The 17,832-nt window shown below is 46.9% G+C and carries 16 protein-coding genes; 6 read left to right on the forward strand and 10 right to left on the reverse strand.

The features are described from left to right. Positions 1–418: 418 nt before the first annotated feature. From A8O23_RS19645 to A8O23_RS19660, 4 genes are all read right to left on the reverse strand, one after another. Positions 419–934 carry a DUF2199 domain-containing protein gene (locus A8O23_RS19645; protein ID WP_066625312.1) on the reverse strand — a complete coding sequence of 172 codons (516 nt, stop codon included), beginning with the start codon at positions 932–934 and terminating at the stop codon, positions 419–421. Between the two features lie 763 nt (positions 935–1,697). Continuing rightward, a complete protein-coding gene (locus tag A8O23_RS19650) occupies positions 1,698–4,079 on the reverse strand; it encodes a ribonucleoside-diphosphate reductase subunit alpha (protein ID WP_066625315.1) in 2,382 nt (793 codons plus the stop codon). Positions 4,080–4,358: 279 nt separating this feature from the next. Continuing rightward, complete coding sequence (locus A8O23_RS19655; protein ID WP_066625317.1) at positions 4,359–4,712, reverse strand: hypothetical protein; 354 nt, start codon at positions 4,710–4,712, stop codon at positions 4,359–4,361. Continuing rightward, a complete protein-coding gene (locus A8O23_RS19660) occupies positions 4,699–5,658 on the reverse strand; it encodes a ribonucleoside-diphosphate reductase small subunit (RefSeq protein ID WP_074988446.1) in 960 nt (319 codons plus the stop codon). The genes A8O23_RS19655 and A8O23_RS19660 overlap by 14 nt, the downstream gene beginning before the upstream one ends. 723 nt (positions 5,659–6,381) lie before the next feature. Between A8O23_RS19660 and rplU the strand changes: the two genes are divergently transcribed. Together rplU and rpmA are read left to right on the forward strand one after the other, a co-directional pair. After that, positions 6,382–6,690, forward strand: coding sequence for a 50S ribosomal protein L21 (gene rplU / locus A8O23_RS19670; protein WP_066625322.1), 309 nt, complete (start codon positions 6,382–6,384; stop codon positions 6,688–6,690). A gap of 69 nt (positions 6,691–6,759) precedes the next feature. Then, complete coding sequence (gene rpmA / locus A8O23_RS19675; RefSeq protein ID WP_066625325.1) at positions 6,760–7,065, forward strand: 50S ribosomal protein L27; 306 nt, start codon at positions 6,760–6,762, stop codon at positions 7,063–7,065. 111 nt (positions 7,066–7,176) lie between these two features. Here the strand turns inward: rpmA and A8O23_RS19680 are convergent, their stop codons facing one another. The 6 genes from A8O23_RS19680 to A8O23_RS19705 form a co-directional block, all read right to left on the reverse strand. Then, positions 7,177–7,647: a GNAT family N-acetyltransferase gene (locus tag A8O23_RS19680; RefSeq protein WP_066625328.1), complete on the reverse strand. Its 471-nt coding sequence runs from the start codon at positions 7,645–7,647 to the stop codon at positions 7,177–7,179. 7 nt (positions 7,648–7,654) lie between these two features. Then, complete coding sequence (locus tag A8O23_RS19685) at positions 7,655–8,338, reverse strand: 2'-5' RNA ligase family protein (RefSeq protein ID WP_066625331.1); 684 nt, start codon at positions 8,336–8,338, stop codon at positions 7,655–7,657. A gap of 182 nt (positions 8,339–8,520) precedes the next feature. Further along, a complete protein-coding gene (locus A8O23_RS19690) occupies positions 8,521–9,111 on the reverse strand; it encodes a hypothetical protein (RefSeq protein WP_066625333.1) in 591 nt (196 codons plus the stop codon). Positions 9,112–9,275: 164 nt separating this feature from the next. Then, a complete protein-coding gene (locus tag A8O23_RS19695) occupies positions 9,276–10,691 on the reverse strand; it encodes a methyltransferase RsmF C-terminal domain-like protein (protein ID WP_066625336.1) in 1,416 nt (471 codons plus the stop codon). Between the two features lie 87 nt (positions 10,692–10,778). Beyond that, positions 10,779–11,762, reverse strand: coding sequence for a hypothetical protein (locus A8O23_RS19700; protein ID WP_153042296.1), 984 nt, complete (start codon positions 11,760–11,762; stop codon positions 10,779–10,781). A 309-nt stretch (positions 11,763–12,071) separates the two neighbouring features. Continuing rightward, the gene (locus tag A8O23_RS19705) at positions 12,072–12,491 is read right to left on the reverse strand and encodes a hypothetical protein (RefSeq protein WP_066625342.1); all 420 of its coding nucleotides are present in this window, start codon (positions 12,489–12,491) and stop codon (positions 12,072–12,074) included. Positions 12,492–12,684: 193 nt separating this feature from the next. Between A8O23_RS19705 and radA the strand changes: the two genes are divergently transcribed. The 4 genes from radA (at position 12,685) to A8O23_RS19725 (ending at position 17,789) form a co-directional block, all read left to right on the forward strand. Continuing rightward, positions 12,685–14,064, forward strand: coding sequence for a DNA repair protein RadA (gene radA, locus A8O23_RS19710; RefSeq protein WP_066625344.1), 1,380 nt, complete (start codon positions 12,685–12,687; stop codon positions 14,062–14,064). A gap of 74 nt (positions 14,065–14,138) precedes the next feature. Beyond that, complete coding sequence (locus A8O23_RS19715) at positions 14,139–15,578, forward strand: TlpA disulfide reductase family protein (protein ID WP_161486771.1); 1,440 nt, start codon at positions 14,139–14,141, stop codon at positions 15,576–15,578. 119 nt (positions 15,579–15,697) lie between these two features. After that, entirely contained in the window at positions 15,698–16,723 is a 1,026-nt protein-coding gene (locus A8O23_RS19720) for an SPASM domain-containing protein (RefSeq protein WP_066625385.1), read from the forward strand. Between the two features lie 115 nt (positions 16,724–16,838). Then, positions 16,839–17,789, forward strand: a complete 951-nt coding sequence (locus tag A8O23_RS19725) for a mechanosensitive ion channel family protein (protein ID WP_066625388.1) — start codon at positions 16,839–16,841, stop codon at positions 17,787–17,789. Positions 17,790–17,832 lie beyond the last annotated feature (43 nt).

Here is a 17,832-nt window from a genome sequence, read left to right on the forward strand (position 1 = left end):
ACCCAAACTTTTTAAGCTACAAGGCTAAAGCATAAGAATGAGATGAAGAAAAAGACAAGCAAGAGGAAACCTAGCTAGCAGAAGGAAATATTCCCCTATTAAAATTGGACTTCTTTTACCAGTATCGCAGGCAAGATGCTATGCACTGTGACGCGTATTTAATCGTTGTTCACGAAATCAATAGCAATCCTTATACCAGTGCCTTTAGCACCATACTTCTTGCTGCTGTTTAAATTGTGCCCTCAACTTATGCAGTAGTTCAACAAAGGCTTGGTTTGAGATGTATGAGATATTGAACAAGCTCTTATAAACAGTAAAGCTTCTTTGAGTTTTTGCTTTGATTCTCCTAATGATCACTCTATAAGAATGGCACTGTCTGTTTTAAGCCTAGTTTCAGGAAAGTAGGCCGAAAACAGGATTAGTTTTGATTGGAGATGCGTATCATCTCTTCAATGCGTTTTTCTGCTTCTTCCTTGCTGATGCCGTAGTAGAAATCCTGCACCAACGGATGCTTAAAATCTTCATGCGGGAACACGTGTGGCCTGATGCCATCAGCTTGGGTAACTACGGTAGAGGGAACATCCAGCACATCGTCTTCATACCCCATCAAACAGTTGCTCACATACCCGAAGTAAGATGCTTCATGCTGTTCATTGTGGTAGTTCTGCTGGTAGTCTAGAAAGGTTTTCTCGCTCACTGACACCCACAGCCCGTAGTCCAGATCTTCGCAATGGTCATTTACCGGAATGGTCATAACCACTCTTATAAACCTGTCTGTTTGGTCTTCATAAGTGATGGTGCAGAAGTCTCCTTTCAACCACCCTATGGTTTCTTGCTTTTCTGACGAAAGGTTGTTGTAGTGCCAAGGCGAAGAATAAGCCAAGGCAGGCCAACTGTCATGGTATTGGCCGCAGTTGGGGCAGGTGTATGGCATGATCAAAGTAGTTGTTCTGTTTCTCCCGCGGAAGATATATAGTGCTCTGGCTATTTTCTTGAAAAGTTATAGACAAATATTTATCAATGCGTAACATGGTGGATGAGTAACGACTATCTTAATTTAGCTTAGCTAGCATGATTTCTAGAAAGATGAATCGCCTGAGCCAGCAAATAAGTCTTTTACTTTAATGTTAAACTTTAGACAAATAGTATCACCTGTTGCTATATGTCTTATACTTGCAAAGTATTGCATAGCTGCAAAAAAGAGTGCCCCATGTGAGGCACTCTTTAAACTAAAAATTGTTAACCAAATCTATCAAACCTTTGATAAGGTTAACGAGTGTAAGTAATGCTCCAAGTGCTGCTGTCATGATTAATAGCCACTTGGGTACTGGTGACTTAGTATTCACCGTTCGAGGCTCTGAGGGAATGGCCGTTCCTTCAGAGCCTTTTGCATTATGGTATCTCTGTACCATTTGATATTAATTTTTCCATACCCAAATATACTAGCAATTAAGCTGTTCTCTTTAATCAGGCAGACGAATTTATACAAACTTTGCCCACCATTAATCCGCGCTATAATTATCTATTATTCAATACATTACATTTATTTAAAATTTAAACATAAGGATACAAAGCTTTGCTAAAGTAACTAAATCAATTAGCAATCTATTTTACCCACTTAAGAATACATAATAGAACCAAACAAAAAAGGAGGCCGTTTCGGGCCTCCTTTTCCTAAATCAGATCAAAACTAAATCTTAGCTACCGCAAGCCTCGCATGCATCTGGATTATCCAGTGAACAAGCCATATCGCTTTGGTTCTGTTCTACGCTGCTGTACATAGGCGCCAGAGTTTCGGCGGCTTGTTTCTCAACGGTGAACTTGATGGCATCGGCGGCGGCTTTGGTGCGTAGGTAGTACATACCTGTTTTCAGACCGCGTTTCCAGGCGTGGAAGTGCATGGAGGTCAGCTTACCGAAGTTCACGTTTGGCACGTGCAGGTTCAGGCTTTGGCTTTGGCAGATGTAAGCCCCGCGGTCGGCACTCATGTCAATTACCGTACGTTGGCTGATTTCCCAAACGGTTTTGTACAGGTCTTTGATGTTCTGCGGAATGTTCGGGATGTTCTGCACCGAGCCGTTGGCGGCAATAATGGCGTTCTTCATCTGGTCGTTCCACAAACCAAGAGCAATCAGGTCTTTCAACAGGTGCTTATTCACCACCATGAACTCCCCACTCAGCACGCGGCGAACGTAAATGTTAGAAGTGTAAGGTTCAAATCCTTCGTTGTTACCCAAAATCTGTGAAGTAGAAGCAGTAGGCATTGGTGCTACCAGCAGTGAGTTGCGCACACCGTGCTCCATTACTTCGTTGCGAAGAGCTTCCCAGTCCCAACGGCCACTCTCTGGCTTCACGCCCCACATGTCAAACTGGAAGATACCACGGCTGATAGGCGAGCCTTCAAATGTTTGGTACGGACCGTCTACCTTGGCCAGATCCTTAGAAGCCGTCATGGCCGCGAAGTAAATAGTCTCGAAGATGTCTTTGTTCAGGCGGGCTGCTTCTTCGCTTTCAAACGGCATGCGCAGCTGCAGGAACGCATCGGCTAACCCTTGTACACCTAACCCAATAGGGCGGTGACGCAGGTTTGAGTTCTTGGCTTCCTCAACCGGGTAGTAGTTAATGTCAATTACCTTGTTCAGGTTCTTGGTAACGGTGTAGGTTACCTCGTACAGCTTGTCATGGTCGAAGAACTTCTTGCCTCCCTCTTCTTTGATGTAGCGCGGCAAGGCCAACGAAGCCAGGTTACAAACGGCTATCTCGTCTGGGGCAGTGTACTCAATAATTTCGGTACACAGGTTAGAGCTCTTAATGGTACCCAGGTTCTGCTGGTTAGACTTGCCGTTGGCGTGGTCTTTAAAAAGCATATACGGCGTACCTGTCTCGGTCTGGGCTTCCAGAATGGCAAACCACAGCTCCTGCGCTTTTATGGTTTTGCGGGCTTTGCCTTCGCGCTCGTACTTCTCATACAGGCGCTCAAAGTCTTTGCCCCAGGTATCAGAAAGACCTGGGCATTCGTTCGGGCACATCAGGCTCCAGTCGCCGTTGGCTTCCACGCGCTTCATGAACAAGTCTGGGGTCCAAAGAGCCAAGAACAAGTCACGCGTGCGCATTTCTTCTTTCCCGTGGTTCTTTCTCAAGTCAAGGAATTCGAAGATATCAGAATGCCATGGCTCCAGGTAAATAGCAAAGGCACCTTTGCGTTTTCCGCCGCCCTGGTCTACGTAACGCGCAGTGTCATTGAACACCTTCAGCATGGGCACAAGGCCGTTTGAGGTACCGTTGGTGCCTTTAATATAAGAACCGGTGGCGCGTATGTTGTGCACGGCCAAACCAATACCACCCGCGCTCTGGGAAATAAGCGCACAATTTTTCAGCGTATCATAAATGCCGGGTATGCTGTCCTCCTTCATGGTTAACAGGAAGCAAGACGACAGCTGCGGTTTAGGAGTACCCGCATTGAAAAGGGTAGGCGTAGCGTGCGTAAACCACTTCTCAGACATTAAGTTATAGGTATGGATAGCCGCATCAATGTCGGTTTTATGTATACCTACGGCCACGCGCATAAGCATGTGTTGCGGACGCTCTACTACTTTGCCGTGCAGGCGCAGCAAGTAAGAACGCTCCAGGGTTTTGTACCCGAAGTAGTCATAGTTATAGTCGCGGTCATAGATAATGCTGGAGTCTAGCAGGGCCGCGTTCTTTCTAATGATGTCATACACTTCCTTAGACAGAAGCGAGGCATTCTCGCCGGTCTTGGGGTCTACGTAGGTGTACAGCTGCTTCATGGTGTTGAAGAACGACTTCTGGGTCACCTTGTGCAGGCTGGAGATGGCTATACGGGCCGCCAGAATAGCATAGTCTGGGTGCTTGGTGGTCAACGAGGCCGCCGTTTCCGCCGCCAGGTTGTCTAGCTCTACGGTGGTCACACCATCGTAAATACCGTCAATCACCTTCTTAGCCACTTCAATAGGGCTCACGAACGTCATGTTCAGGCCGTAGCACAGTTTTTCTATGCGGGCCGTGATCTTATCAAACTTGACCGATTCCCTGCGGCCATCTCTCTTTACAACTAACATACGCTTACATCTATATGGGTGATGGATGGGGTGAGCCATCCGGTTACTTTTCGCCACGCGCACAGGCACCAGGCGGAACTTTAAACTTATGGATTCTGCGGTAATTCCCCAACCAGTTATCGGGGCGTTTTTACCTTGTTTTTTATAAATCGGCCTAAAAACAACTTCAGGCGCCGCAGAAGCAATTAGCTGGTATAGTTTCCTGCGGGGAACCAGCCAACTGCTTGTATATATGCATTTTTATATATAACTGAAGAACGATTTCCCCCAGCCAATAGGTTACTTGTCGTACACGTTTTCCTTACCGGCCACCACTTGTACAGACCATGCGTAAACACTGCCTACTGTAAAAACATAGTTTCCGGCATTCAGGTCTTTCATTAAAACATTAGCCTTGCCTGAGGCGCTATTACTTAATGTGCCAGACCTAAGGGGTAATACAGGCCTGGTGGTAGAAGTATAGGTTTCTTCAGTATAAAGGCTGTAACTAATGCTTCCTTGGTTAGCCGGAACAGCAAAGGTCATTCTAAGGTCGCCGGTGGTTGGCGTTACGGTCTGCTCTTCTTTACATGCTCCTAAAAACAGGCAAAGCAGCAGCAACAGCGTACTATACGTGGTCTTAAAAATCTTCATCTAAAGAGAATACATTTGAATCTCGGTCGCTCATAACCCCAGACTTTTGGTATTCGCCTACGCGCTTCTCAAAGAAGTTGGTTTTTCCTTGCAGGGAGATCATCTCCATGAAGTCGAATGGATTGGTAGCGTTGTAGATTTTGCTGCAGCCCAATGCCACCAGCAGGCGGTCGGCCACAAACTCAATGTATTGTGTCATGAGTTTAGCGTTCATCCCTATGAGGTCTACGGGCAGGGCATCGGTCACAAATTCCTGCTCAATGCTCACTGCGTCGCGGATGATGGTATGTACGCGCTCCTCCGGCAACTTGTTTACTAACATAGAGTAAAGCAGACAGGCAAAGTCACAGTGCAGCCCTTCGTCTCTTGAGATCAGCTCATTGGAGAAAGTAAGGCCTGGCATTAATCCGCGCTTCTTCAGCCAGAAAATAGAGCAGAAAGAACCCGAGAAGAAAATACCTTCCACAGCGGCAAAGGCAATCAAACGCTCGGTAAAGCTTTCAGAGTTGATCCATTTAAGCGCCCACTCGCCTTTCTTCTTCACGCAAGGCACCGTCTCCAGCGCATTGAACAAGCGGTCTTTTTCTTTCTGGTCTTTTATATAAGTATCAATCAGGAGCGAGTAGGTCTCAGAGTGAATGTTCTCCATCATGATCTGGAAACCGTAGAAGCAGCGGGCTTCCGGCATCTGCACTTCCTGCATGAAATTGATGGCCAGGTTCTCATTCACAATTCCGTCTGAGGCGGCAAAGAAAGCAAGTACGTGACTAATAAAATGACGCTCACCGTCGTTTAACTTCTCCCAGTCCTTCATGTCTGGCGTCAGGTCAATTTCCTCGGCAGTCCAGAAGCTAGCCTCTGCCTGCTTGTACATCTGCCACACGGTATCGTTCTGGATGGGGAAAAGGACAAAACGGTTGGGGTTCTCTTGCAATATTGGCTCCATAGAAATACGGTTGGTTACTCTTTACTTATATACTAAAGCCCCACCTGGGGCGCTAAACCTCTGCCGCCGCAGCCCTTAAAATCTCGTTGAGAAAGGCCACTGGTCCGGCTTGAGATTTCAAATATAAGGACAAATACCTAGTCTACCTGAATTGGATAGACGAATTTATACAAACTTTACCCACCATTAATCCACATTACAAAATATTGATTATCAGTAATTTGTAAAATTATCAAAATTAGAAACCTTAAATATATGATTTCAGCTATGAAAAAATTTATGGTTTCATTTATGAAAGCAAAGACTTACCGGCCCTTACACGCTATGGCTGCAGCAAACCATTTTAACTGGGCAGACACACGGTTTATACTGCATTTTCTAAAAACCCGAAAAAGAACTTGACTTTCTATTTTCAGCCAACTACTTTCACCATTGCTTCCAGCAAAATTTTCCTTCCTATCCATTCCCGGATTTAAATTATTTTTCACCGTTCTTTTCGGATCGGCTAGGCACCCTTGCGCTTTATCCACTTGCAACTCATTGATTATCAATACTGTTTTACTTATCCACACAAGTAATCCACAGTCTTGGGATAACTCACAAAGGGTTAGAAACCAATGAAATAGGCAAGGGCAGCTCCACTAAAAATAAAGGACAAGCATTTGCATATTAGCGAACACGGTCTTACCTTTGCGGTTCATTTTTTAAAACTATCGTAAGCTGATGTACGCAATTGTAGAAATCGCTGGTATCCAGACGAAAGTAGAGAGCGGTAAGTTCTTCTACACTAACAAGCTTTCCGGCAATGAGGGTGACGCCGTTGAGTTCGCCAATGTTCTTCTTGTTGACAATAACGGATCTTTGACCGTAGGCGCCCCTTTTGTAGACGGCGTTAAAGTAACTGGTACCATCCAGGGCCAAGTGAAAGGTGACAAAGTAATCGTTTTCAAAAAGAAAAGAAGAAAAGGCTACAAAAAGAAAAATGGTCACCGCCAACAATACACCAAAGTATTGATTGACACCATTGGTTAATTTTTGAAAGAAACAGGAAATTATTGTTGAACATGCTTCTGGGCTAACCAGAGTTAAAATAAAAAAGAAATGGCTCACAAAAAAGGTGTAGGTAGTTCTAACAACGGCCGTGAATCACATTCCAAGAGACTAGGTGTTAAAATTTTCGGTGGCCAGTCTATCATTGCTGGTAACATCATCGTGCGTCAGCGCGGTACCGCTCACCACCCAGGCCAGAACGTAGGTATTGGTAAAGACCATACTTTGTTCGCTTTAACTGATGGTGTAGTATCTTTCAAAAAAGGCGTTAAGAACCGTTCATACGTATCTGTTCTTCCAAGAGAAGTTGAAGCTGCTAAAGTTTCTACTACTCCTTCTGAAGAAGTTACTGCCTAGTTTTTGGCTAAGGCCACAGACTAAAACAAGAAAGGCTGCCCATGGGCAGCCTTTCTTGTTTTATACCTCCTAACCACAAGCTCTTTTAGACCTGTTTTCTTGAAAATAGCGCTAAAGCGCCCGCTCTAACCGTACCATATCGCGGCATAGCATTCCATTCTCTACAATAGGCTCAGGGTAGTGCCGCGTGAAAAAGTCTGGCCACACCTCTTTCAGCCAAAAGCCCATTTTCTGGTAAAGAGCCAATTGACCAAGACTGCTGTTGCCGGTACCAATCTCCAGCCAACGGCCACCACGCTCCGCTGCTTCTTTCATTGCCTTTTTCAGCAGTTCCTTCCCAATGCCTTTCCCTTGCCACGCAGGTGATACGGCTATGTTTTTTACTTCCCACCGCTCAGCATCTTGCAAGGGCACTACTACAAACTCGCCCACCAGTTCTTCCTGCGCATAGGCTAAAAAGCAAAAACCTTCTGACAGATACTCTTCTACCAGCGTACGATTGGGGTCTGCATCTAAAAGTAATTCCCACGGCGCCTGGGCAAATTCTGTCAGCAGTTTGTAATTGAGGGGCGGAGTGTTCATATTATAATCATGTAAGCGGAAATTTTGCCAACACCTGAACGTGTTGCTGGCGCTGGTACCAGTCATTATACACAAGTTCTACCTCATGAATCCGCGAAGCGCCAAAAAAGTAATCTCTCAAGTGCTCTAAAGTATTTAGCAACTTTTGAGGGTGCCGGAGAGGCTTCCGAAAGCGCAATAAGGTAGCATGAGCCGTTTGAATGGTATACCGTGAGTCAATAGTCTGTTGCAAACCTGAACTTTTAAAAGCCCGGCGAAGCTGATTTCGAAGTTGTTCTAAAGTAGCATCAGCGGGGAAGCCCTGCGCCATGACACAAGAGGCAGAGGCAGTAACACCAGTGAAATTGACGGTAAAAGGATGTATATTTTTAAAGGTTTCCTGAGTAAGACACACATACTCTTCTACAGAAACAGTGCTCAACTTGAAATCAGGGTAACAGGAAATAATAGACAGGAGCGTTAAGTGCAAATCAGCTATGGGGTACGCATATTGTTCTGGCTCAAGCTGCTTCAACTCCTGCAGCACTGCCTGCATTCTTTCTTTTGTTTCCGTGCTGGGTCGGGCCACTAAGGTGAGGCCGCGCCTGGTATCAGCAGGAGCACCTATCAGCGGATCTACTTCATACTCTCCCGCTTCAATTCGTTGCCTTGCCGTATCCCAAAGCTGAGTGTAATGTGCATTTAGATCCATGGGAAGAACCTAGGGCTACAATTTATGAATAAGCTAAAACCTACGGCAGCTACGCCTTCGGTGTTATTATCCTGAAAAGATCTTGATGGAAACTGCAGTAGCAATGCGCAAGTACTTTCCCTGCTTGTCCTCAAGCAATTGTTGGAAGCAAACAGGAAAACTGACTTGTTCTTGTTTTAGTTTTATTTGATGATTTCCCCAGTCACCCCGTACATTTCCTGATCCATGAACAAGAGCTTTTGTGTTTCATCTAGCCTGTAGCGCTGCAGGCGGGGAATGGCCGTTGGGTCAAATTTTAAGTGCAGCTGCTTTAGGGTGTTGAAAAGCACGTTGTCTTGCCGAATAATAGCATCTAATTGTACCAGCTGCCCCTCTGGGTTAAAGGTGTAGACAGCTTCTTCTACATAGGTATCGGCGTCTTCTTTGGCGGTATACCGGCGCACGGTTTGCCTAGCAGAGTTTGTGGTTTCCTCTACATTGAACAGTCCCACCAAGGCAGGTTTGTTCAGGTCGGCATCAGAGAAAGGCGCTAGCTCTTCCACCCAATTCAGGTTTTTGAAAGTTTTGGTTTCTTCAGCCGCACCTCCTTTTGAAACCGTTTTTTTTACTGTTACTTCCTGTTTTGCAAGTGCATCTACTTCCTGCGCTAACAACCCGTTTACGTCAAAAGCCTGCTGCACTTCACTTTTAACTCCACCCGGAGCAGGTGCATCGTCACAGGCAGAAAGGCTTAGAACCAAACCGGCTAAAAGCAGTTGAAAAGTTTTTTTCATGTGAAACATTATGTCAGCAACAACTCATCAGCCTACGGTGTAGCACAACAAAAGGCGGAACAGGTGCTGAGGATTATTATCATTAAAGTTCTGAACTGTTTTTAGCCTGTTTTTGAAAAAGCAGCCCTAAAACAGAATACCTAGTCAAGCTACTATCGTTTCTTTTACCCTACCGGTAAAGTAAACAACTGCGACAGATTCTCATCTTGCAAAGCTTCATCTAAGCTCATTCTGATGCGCCACTCTTTAGGGTAATGGTTGTTTACGCGGTTCTGCAGCTTTTTGCCCCAGCCCAACGGAATGCCTTTGAATTGCACCAGAACCCAACCATTTTCCGCTTCTTCCAGCGTCACGTCCTCGCGGTGCAGGAACTTAAGAGCGGTGGCAACGTCAACTTCTACTCTAGGAAAAACCTCAGATGCCAAGTGCTGCGACAGGGCTAATGCGGGCAAAGGTTTTGGGTTGTTCTTCAGCACTTCGGCCAATTCAATGCCTCCGTATACCACCCGTAGCTTCTCATAAATTTGCTCCAGTTCCAACATCCAGTTGGCAGGCAAAGCCCGCAAGGTATCCTGATGCTTTACAATCTCCCAATCATCTGAATTCTTGAGCCAGTCTTTCACCAGCATCTTCTCCTGCTTTGAGGCCTGCACCAGGTAAGGTCTTTTGCTTTTACGGAACTTACCGGCTTCCTCGCCCTCTGTTTTCCGGACAACGGCTAAAAAAAACCCTTCGCCTTGGGCGCGGTGCGGATAAAAGCGGTAGCCATGCATTCCTTCCTCCTGCGTCTCGGTTACTCCCCATTCTGGCTGCAACTGCAATTGTACAGGCTCTACGTCTTGCTGCGTAGCCAGCCAAGCTAGGTTCAGCTCGTTTTCTTCTGCGTTGTACGTACAGGTACTGTAGATGAGCACCCCACCAGGCTTCAAGGCATCCCATACATCCATGAGAATGCGCCGCTGCCGCTCAGAGCAGAGTTTTACGTTGGCCTCAGACCATTCGTCCATGGCGTCAGGGTCTTTCCGGAACATTCCTTCGCCGGAGCAGGGGGCGTCTACTACCATCAGGTCAAAGAAGCCGGTGAGCTGTCCGAAATGGCTGGGGTCGTTGTTCGTGACCACAACGTTGCCAGTACCCCACTTCTGAATGTTCTCGGCTAGAATGTTAGACCGGGTCCGAATGACTTCATTGGCCACAAGTAAGCTTTCCGGAGAAAGGAGTGAGGCAATGTGCGTAGACTTCCCGCCGGGGGCACCGCACAAATCCAGCACTGCCAAAGGCTCTTCTAGCTCTACACTTTGCTTAAGCGCCTGCTCCAGAAACATAGAACTGGCTTCCTGAACATAGTAGGCGCCGCCATGCAACAATGGGTCTAATGTAAAGCTTGGCCGTACGGGTAAATAGAATCCAGTTTCTGCCCAAGGCACCCGCTCCAGATTTGCAGGCAAGGGTACTTTAGCCGTGTTCACCCGCACACTGGTAGGCGAGGGGGCGGCCAAAGCCTCCTCAAACGCCGGAAAGTCGGGGCCTAATTGGGCTTGCATGCGGGTCTGGAAAGAAGGGGGCAGTGGTTTACTCATATAAGAATTGGGTCAGGAGCCGAAGCTAAGGCAAAGATACCATTTCTGTTTTTGGCGTGTTTTCAGAAAAACAGACCTAAAGCAGGTTTAGTCAGCCGGCAGCACCGGTTCTTTGCGTGTGGCAATGTTAGAGGGCTTGCGTACTGTTTTGTTCTGGTACGTAGGCTGCTCTATGAAAGCCACCACCTTCAATGTTAAGTCTAAGCCTGTAATGGTGCTGGGGTTCTCGAAGCCCAGGTACAGATAGCCATCTTCAGTCTTGGGAGTTTGAGTAGCCAGTATTTTGCCGTAGTCACTCAGCACATCTTGCCCACGAGCAATGGAATAGGGCTTCCAACCCGTTTCGCCTGCCTTGAACATAGTAGCGTTTTTCTGATTGAACAGGTAATAGCTAATATAGCCGCTGCTTTTCACCTGAGGAAGCTGCGGCAGCAGTCCTAACCCAAACGCTACCAAGGGGTAGCTGCCCGAGAGCAAAGTAGAAGCGCCTTTGGCAAGGGTACTGCCTGTTTCCTGCAGCGCCACTACTGATTCTTGACCCACGCCCACCCAATACACCCAATGTTTGGTGCCCGCCGGAAGCTTGAACCGTTCAAAGGTGCGGTTGCTGCTGGTGATGCTGGTGCGGGAAGCCAGCCGGAAGGTTTTGTCCAGCAGCAGCTCAGGGACTAATTCTGTTTTCACCAGCACTTTCTGAGTAGTCGTTGTCCAGGTGGTGTCTTGCACGTTCCGCCAAGCCACATGGGTGTTGAAGTGCTGCGTAGCGGCGCTGGCCGGTATACGGGTCAGCGTAAAATGGCTCTTGGTACTGGTTTCAGCTAGCCCCTGCACCGTAATAGTATACACCGATTTCTGTGGTATAGTAAGGCGCAGGTTATTTACCTTCTTAGCTTGGTCAGTAGCGTATAAGGGCGAATTAGAAAAGTATTCCGTTACCGTGACTTTATAGCCCACTTTGGCTTTGTTCTCCAGATCCAGCACCACCACATCTCCCGCCTGAAACGCATAATAGAATTGGGTAGCCGGTTGTTGAACGCCCGCTACCTGCACCTCCAGGTCTGCTATCTTCATGGCTTTCCCAGGTTGGGCTACCGCCCGAAAAGAGCACAATACTACCAGGGCACTCAGCACCTGAACACTCCGAAGCGACAAAAAAGCCATTGAGATTAAACGTAAAAGTCAGTTTTGCTGCAATTTACGAAAACAAGATCTAAGAGCCTGCTTGATTTGTGTTCTTCGTACTGCAAAAGGTCGTAGAATGAACCTGTGTTCGTAATTTCACCTTTAAAGCGCTGTGTTATGAGGCTCAGAAACCTCTTTTGCAGAATTTCACTCTTACCTCTTTCGATTACAAATACTCAGATATACTCGAAAACAGTACTAGAGCCGTTCCTCAATCCACATCCTGCGGGCTTCCCCTACACCCACAAAGGAGCCTCGGCCACCGCCACGCAGTACAATGGCCACGTCTTGCCCCTGCCTTAGCTCGTGCAGGCTAATCGTTTTACCGTCTGGCTTTAGTATCTGCACTGTTGGCAACACCAGCACAAAGGCTCTGCGGTAGCGGGAGTTCAGGTCGCCGGCATAACCCTCCACCTCTAACATCACCTGCCCTTGGTAGTACTGGGCGCTCAAGATACTGCCTCTAATATCAACCCGCTCCGGAGCCAGCGTATTAAACTCAGCCGTCTCCTCAGCAGAAGCATCAGCCGGTCCTGTAGCAGTGGCACAACCTGCCAGCACAAAAATCACTATTATACTCCATGCGAGGAACCCGTTTCTTATATTCTTAAAATCCATCTTTTCAGCCTGTTAATCAAAACTTAATTTAACGGCATATCCACTTCATTGGATATGTCTGTTTTTACCCTTGAATCCAAAAAACATGCCTAAAACGGAGCCAAATCACTCGGTGATTTGTTCTAGCTGAGTCCGTGAACTATGCCGCCAAATTCATACCTTTGACTCTTTCCCGCGGCGCGGATTTCAATCTATGGCTAAAATCAAAACAGCATATTTCTGCCAGAACTGTGGTGCGCAGTCGGCAAAGTGGGTAGGGCGTTGCCCCGCCTGCGGCGAATGGAACACCTACGTAGAGGAAGTAGTGGCCCGCGAAGATGTAACCCCTACCAGCGCCTGGAAAGTAGGCACCAGTAGCCAGCAAGTAGCTGCCAAACCCAAGCCTATTGCTGAGATCACTTATTCTGAACAGGCTCGCATAGTGACCCAAGACGCTGAACTGAACCGCGTGCTGGGGGGCGGTATTGTGCCGGGCTCTATGGTGCTCATTGGCGGCGAGCCGGGTATTGGAAAATCTACCCTCATGCTGCAGATTGCCTTAAGCCTCCGCAACCAGCGGGTACTGTACATATCTGGGGAGGAAAGCGAGCAGCAAATCAAAATGCGCGCAGAACGCCTGGGCGTACAGCACCCCAACTGCTTTATCTTGACCGAAACCGGTACCCAGAATATTTTTAAGCAGATAGAGCAGCTACAGCCCGACGTACTGATTGTAGACTCTATACAGACGCTTCATTCTGCTTTTATTGAAAGCGGCGCCGGCAGTGTGGCACAGGTGCGGGAGTGTACGGCAGAGCTGCTCAAGTTCGCCAAGGAAAGCGGCACGCCAGTATTCCTGATTGGGCACATCACCAAAGAAGGGAATTTAGCCGGACCAAAAATTTTGGAACACATGGTAGATACTGTATTGCAATTTGAGGGCGACCGCCACATGACCTACCGTATTCTGCGCACCACTAAGAACCGTTTTGGCTCTACATCTGAACTAGGTATTTACGAAATGCTGGGTACAGGTCTTCGTGAAGTGAGCAACCCTTCTGAAATCCTAATTTCGCAGCGGGAAGAATCTTTTAGCGGCATTACCATTGGCGGCACCATGGAAGGCAACCGCCCGCTCCTGATTGAGGTGCAAAGTTTAGTGACTCCGGCTACGTATGGCACCCCGCAACGCACCGCCACTGGCTTTGACGTGAAGCGTCTGAACATGCTACTGGCTGTGCTGGAGAAACGTGGGGGCTTCAAATTGGGCACCCAAGATGTTTTCCTAAACATTGCCGGCGGTTTAAAAGTGGAAGATCCGGCGCTGGACCTGGCTATCTGCGCTGCCATGCTTTCTTCTTTTGAAGACATTGCCATACCGCATACCACCTGCTTTGCCGCGGAAGTTGGCTTGGGTGGTGAAGTACGGGCTGTGCACCGGGTAGAGCAGCGGATTTCTGAGGCTGAAAAACTGGGGTTTCAGGATATTTATATTTCTAAATACAATAAAAAAGGCGTAAATTTTAGCAGATTTAATATTAGAATTCACGCTGCCAGCAGATTAGAGGAAGTTTTTAGCGGGTTGTTTGGGTAAGGGCGCCGTGTAACTGAACTATTTTTTTTACTATTTGTGTTGATAACCCATAACAAAAAGAATAAAGCATGTATATGCCTTTCCGCCTCAGAACCCTTCTTTACTCCCTTTCTCTGTTTTTAGTGCAGAGCCTGTTCATTGCCTCAAGCTTTGCCCAGGGTACAGTAACAATATCGGGTAAAATCAGCAATGCTATCAGCGATAGCGTACTGTTGGAGGTCTACACGGTGCCTGCCTCTTACACAGGTGAGTCATACTCAGCTCCTGTCTCAAGTAAAGGAGAATTTACCATACAGGCCCCACTAGCTGAACCAATGGTAGCAGAACTGGTACATGGCTCTGAATCTATATTGCTTTACTTACAACCCGGAGATAATCTAGACGTGCGCGTAAACGCCAATGACTTTGTCTCTAGCATTAAGTTCAAAGGAAAAGGCACGAACGAAAATAACTTTCTGGTACAGTTTGAGCGCAAGTTTCTGGAAGAAGAAGATTACCAGGTCTTGCCCGAAAACATTCATAAACCTGAAAAAAGCTTTCTGCAATTTTTAGAAGAGCGCCGCCAAGACCAACTTGCTTTTTTAGAAAAATCCACGAAAAACGCCCCTGTCTCTGAAAAATTCAAGCAGTATGTTCAGGCACAAATTGATTTCAGCTACGCAAATGACAGGCTTACCTACGTGGAGGTTCGTAAACGTGTCGGAGATCTGCCGCCTACGCTTTCTACCGGATACTATGATTTTTTAAAACAAGTAGACTTGAACCAGCCGGGTGCTATTCGCAACCAAGCCTATCTAGATTTTCTTTACAACTATTTCCAGTTCAAAGCCTTAACAAGCAAGGCTGGCAACCCTGAACGCGATTACTATCCGATCATGTATGCCATGGCTAAAAAAGAGCTGCGCGGCATGGCTAAAGACATGATGTTGGCTCGCATCCTCAGCCAGTCTATCCGCTTTGGTTACATACCAGACACAGATGCTATGTATCAAGAATTTCTACAGGAAAAGGTTAACCCGCTCTTTGCCTCTTATGTAGAAAACCAGTACCGCCAGATCCGTAAAGTAGGCATGGGTAGCAAAGCCCCTGGTTTTACTCTATTATCTTCTACCGGTGACAGCGTCTCTCTCAAGAGCCTTCAAGGCAAAATAGTATACCTCGGGTTTTGGCGTACATCCTGCGGCATATGCAATGTAGACCAGCATGCCTATAAGTATTTCGCTGAGCAACTGGCCGCTAAAGATATTGTACTGGTACAAATTTCTGTTGGCGAAGATGTAGCCGTCTGGCGCCAGAAGGCAGCAAAACAAAATCAGTCAGCCATTCAGCTTTATGCTCCTAACCTTTCGGATGAGGTGGTGAAGAACTATGACGTTAAAAACTTTCCGTCTTATTTCCTTATTGCCCCAGACGGCACTATCATAACTACCAATGCCCGTAGACCCGGCCACGCCGAAGGCGCCCGTGAAGTAGCCGCGTTGGTAGACCAATACCGCCAGATCAGCAGCCGGTAAGTTTTCGGGCTGTTTTCGAGAAAATAGGCGAAAAACAATTTTATTTCGTACACTTTGCGCTGATGTGCTTTTACTTTGTAGTAGTAGCACATCAGCGTATTTTTTTAAATAACATAACCTTGACCCGAGGCACCTTACAAGACGGACTTAACCTGGCATCAAAGCTTACCCCCCGCCGCGCCTGGAATGCGCTGCAAGTGGTAAGCAGTTATGCCTTGGCCCGCCTCACTAAAAAGCCCCGCCATTGGGGAAGCCCGGTCAGCATATCTTTTGAGCCCACCACCTCCTGTAATCTGCGCTGCCCTGAGTGCCCCAGCGGACTAAGGTCTTTTACCAGACCTACGGGAATGTTACCTGATCATCTTTTCAAACAAACCATAGACCAGCTGCACAGCCGCCTGCTGTATCTGCTGTTTTATTTTCAGGGAGAGCCCTACCTGCACCCCTCGTTTCTGGATCTGGTAAACTACGCCTCAGACAAAGGAGTTTATACCGCTACCTCTACCAATGGCCATTTCTTATCAGAAGAAAATGCACGCAAAACCGTAGAGTCTGGCCTAGACCGCCTTATTATTTCACTGGACGGCACTACGCAGGAGGTGTACAAGCAATACAGAGTAGGAGGAAACTTGAGTAAAGTGCTGGAAGGCACTAAGCGGCTGGTAGCGCAAAAACGCGCCCTTAAGTCTAAAACGCCTTACCTCATCTTCCAGTTTCTGGTAGTAAAGCCTAATGAACACCAGATAGAAGAGGCCAAAGCATTAGCCAAAGAGCTGGGGGTAGACGATGTTTGGTTTAAAACAGCCCAGATCTACGACTACCAGAACGGTTCGCCGCTCATACCTACCATAGATTATTATTCCAGGTACAAGGCTGAGCCTAACGGCACCTACTCGCTTAAAAATAAGCTCATTGACGGCTGCTGGAAGATGTGGCACTCCTGCGTCATTACCTGGGACGGCTTGGTAGTGCCCTGCTGTTTTGACAAAGATGCGCAGCACCGGCTAGGCAATCTGCAGCAGCAGTCTTTCAAAGATTTGTGGAAAAGCGAAACCTATAAGCGTTTTAGAGGTTCTTTACTACAAAGCCGCAGCCGCATAGACATGTGCCGCAACTGCTCAGAGGGTACCAAGGTCTGGGGATAACCGTTTCTGCTGTAGCTTTTGCAGCTTTGATTGCATATATTTCGTATGAACGTATTTCCTTACCGCCTCTTTGCTAAGTAGGTGGCTTGCTTCTAAACAAAACTACCGCACTCCCGTGACCGAACTGAACAACGCATTTCACCTTCTTTGGGGAAAATTAGATGCCTGGCTAAAGACATTGGTACTCATGCTGCCAAACCTGCTTATAGCCGTACTAGTTATAGTTGTATCTTTCTTTGCGGCCAAGCTCTTACGCCGTACCTCAGACAACCTACTTCTACGGTTTACCCATAGCAGCGCACTGAATAATTTGGTGGGTACCGCCGTTTATTTCACTGTAGTACTACTGGGTATCTTTTTCAGCTTAAGCATACTCAAATTAGACAAAACAGTAACTACACTGTTAGCGGGTGCCGGTATTATAGGTTTGGCTTTGGGTTTTGCCTTTCAAGACATTGCCGCCAACTTTATTTCAGGGGTAATTATTGCATTCAGAAAGCCATTTGTAGTTGGTGATGTTATTGACACCAACGACCACTTTGGCACCATTGAGCGCATAAACCTGCGCACCGTTGACCTTAGAAGACCCACTGGTGAATTGGTGAAAGTACCTAACCGCAAAGTGTTTGAATCAGCGGTGATCAATTACTCTCACTACGGCATTAGAAGAATTGACTTAGAGGTGGGTATTTCTTATGGCGAAGACTTGGAACGCGTGCAGAAAGTGGTGCGGGAGGCAATGGTAGACATACCTAAAATGGTCACGAGCAAAGAGGTGGAAGTAGTGTACAATGAGTTTGGCGACAGCAGTATCAATTTCTTTGTAAGGTTCTGGATACAGTACAAAAGACAAACTGATTTTGTGTTTGCCAAAAGCGCTGCCATTATCCGGATCAAGAAAGCTTTTGACCAGAACAACATTGTTATTCCGTTCCCAATCCGTACGCTTGATTTTGCCATAAAAGGCGGACAAACTTTAAATGATCAGCTAAAAGCGGCCGGACTGACTAAAACAGAAAATAATGAAGGAGATTCTACCAGCTCAGAAGAAAAGGTAGGCTTATAAATAGCTTAGGCAGCTCTGCTGACTCGCCACCACTAAAGCAGCA

The organism is Rufibacter roseus (genome assembly GCF_001647285.1).
GTDB classification, from domain to species: Bacteria; Bacteroidota; Bacteroidia; order Cytophagales; family Hymenobacteraceae; genus Nibribacter; species Nibribacter roseus.